Origin of the sequence: Cryobacterium sp. RTC2.1 (assembly GCF_035018685.1) — a bacterium.
GTDB lineage: Bacteria > Actinomycetota > Actinomycetes > Actinomycetales > Microbacteriaceae > Cryobacterium > Cryobacterium glucosi.
In genome coordinates this window covers 1-589 of sequence record NZ_JASJXJ010000343.1, presented here as the reverse complement: position 1 = coordinate 589, position 589 = coordinate 1, and the positions used below count along the sequence as shown (strand labels likewise).

Below are 589 nucleotides of genomic sequence, written 5' to 3'. Positions count from 1 at the left end.
TCATCGTTGGCGTGCTCGTTGGCGTCGCCTCTGGTCTGATTGTGAAATGGGCATTCGCGCCGGCTATCGGTTGGGTTGGGGCGGCGGTCGTCTTCCTGTCGTGGACGTGGATAGCGGTAGGTCGACTGGATCATTCTGAGACCGCACGATATGCCACTCGAGAAGATCCATCCCGGTTCGCCGCCGAGGTACTCATTCTGTGCGCAAGTATCGCCAGTTTCTGGGCCATTGCGCTTATCCTCATTGAGGCTGGCACCGTGGAAGGACTGGCCAAAGCCGGACTCGTCGCCTTGGCGTTGTCAACGATCGCGGCTTCTTGGCTGATGGTCACCACCGTGTTCACCTTGCGATACGCGCACCTGTACTACAGCAACGAAACCGGGGGCATTGACTTCAATCAACGCGAGCCGCCCCGGTACTCCGACTTCGCTTACCTGGCCGTGACGATCGGGGCCACGTTCCAAGTTTCGGACACCAATCTGCAAAATCACGATATCCGCATCACCGCGCTGCGCCATTCGTTGCTTTCTTACGTCTTGGGAGTCGTTGTCCTAGCGACAACGATCAACCTCGTTTCCGGACTCGCCCA

General features: G+C 58.2%; 1 protein-coding gene. It reads left to right on the top strand.

The annotated features are described in order from the left end of the window. Positions 1-589, top strand: a 589-nt coding sequence (locus QN357_RS19200; protein ID WP_323505426.1) for a DUF1345 domain-containing protein, incomplete at both ends; no start/stop codon positions are given.